Below are 1,557 nucleotides of genomic sequence, written 5' to 3'. Positions count from 1 at the left end.
ATTCTCTCGTTGCGGTGGTCAAGCCCCGCGGTTTTATCTTGCCATAGACATCCTTTCGTCATGGGCGGTCGGGGCGTGGGCAGGTTCAGTATTCTCTGCGAGGTCACACCGGCGTTGTTCGTCGCCTCTTCTGGAGGCATGGCCGGATGCCGTCATTTAGGGTGCTGCCAACAGGTGGTGCCTTGATATGTCTACAGCGTGGTAGCACCGGTCCGAAGACCGGGTCCGACAATGCGCGTCACAAGGTCACCGACCCGCCGTGCCTGCAGGTCACGCCCGAACGGGTTCAGACCGCCCGTCCAGGTTCCGCCAGGATGGGGCGCTAGCTGGTCGCCGCGGCGAGTGCCGCAGGTCCCATGGGCGCCTTGCCCCAACGAAACTCGCTCTGGTCACGCCAGATCCGGTACAGGACGGTGGCGAGCTTTCGCGCCACCGCCACCTTGGCCTTGTTGAAACCGATGCGGTTCGCCAGCCTGACGCCCCAGGCCTTCAGGGTCGACCATCGCTTCACGCTGACCAGCAGCACGGTGGCCGCCTGGACGAGGTGAAGCCGCGTCACGCTGTCGCCGCGCTTGCTGATCCGGCCGTGATGGTCCTGCTCGCCCGACTGGAAGCGGCGCGGGGTCAGGCCGAGATACACGCCGACATCGGCCGCGCGCTTGAAGCGGGTCGGCTCGTCGATCGCGGCGCGGAACGACAGGGCGGTGACCGGACCGACGCCCGGCACGCTCATCAGACGCCGACACACGGGTTCGGCCTGCGCGACCGCCTCCAGCCGCTGGTCGGCCTCGGCGATATGCTTGGCGATCAGACGGTGGACGTCGAGTAGCGGCATGAGCACGATCTTCAGGTGCAGGCCGATGTCCTGCGCCTCGGCGAGCACGTCGACCACCCGGTCGCGGAACGTGTCGGGGGCGACATTGCCGCGCGCCACCACGAACCCGAACGGCTTCAACAGCCCGCACAGTTCGTTCTCCAGGTCGACGCGCTGTTTCACCAGCCGCGCACGGGCGGCGAGTTGGACGCGCAGTTCCTGCGCCGCCTGTTCCTTGACGTGGACGATCTTCATCCACTCCGCGCCCAGTCGCACCATCTCGGCCAGGCCATGCGCGTCGTTGCGGTCGGTCTTGTGCCGCTTGAGCGACAGCGCGCGGTGGGCATGGACCGCGTCCATCACCGCGATGTCGAACCCCATCTTGCGCAGGCCGTGATAGAGCCACGCCGCCAGGCTGCCCGTCTCCATGCCCAGCTTCAGCGGCCCTTCCAGCCGCTTTTGCAGGTATCGGCCGATCTCGAACGGATTGGTCTTGGCCTGGCCTTCGACCACGACGGCACCGCTGCCGTCGAGGACGCAGATGCTGGTGCTGCGCTGGCTGACATCCAACCCGACGCTGTACACTTCCTCATGCCGGATCACCTCTTCCGGCTTCACCTTCATTGCCATGGTTGCCTCCTGAACATTGCAGGGGAATGGCGGTATCGCGGTCCTTGCTTCGCGATCCGCCTCGGCATCTTCTGCCTGGATCGCCGCCACCGCAACGACCCTATATGTCCAGG

At 66.0% G+C, this 1,557-nt stretch carries 1 protein-coding gene; it reads right to left on the bottom strand.

Annotated elements, in window-relative coordinates; genetic code table 11:
• Positions 1 to 322: 322 nt before the first annotated feature.
• Positions 323 to 1,444 (bottom strand): IS110 family transposase, encoded by a 1,122-nt coding sequence (locus tag LRP66_RS18175; protein WP_230484005.1) that lies wholly within the window; start codon positions 1,442 to 1,444, stop codon positions 323 to 325.
• Between the last annotated feature and the right edge of the window lie 113 nt (positions 1,445 to 1,557).

The sequence above is a fragment of the Sphingomonas sp. Leaf21 genome (genome assembly GCF_916858675.1).
Lineage (GTDB): Bacteria > Pseudomonadota > Alphaproteobacteria > Sphingomonadales > Sphingomonadaceae > Sphingomonas.
Note: the sequence above shows the minus strand (reverse complement) of the source record. Positions and strands in the feature narration are given on the sequence as shown.

Coding starts and splice junctions, on each gene's coding strand:
- LRP66_RS18175 (WP_230484005.1), bottom strand. CDS start 1,444: ATGGCAATGAAGGTGAAGCCGGAAGAGGTGATCCGGCATGAGGAAGTG.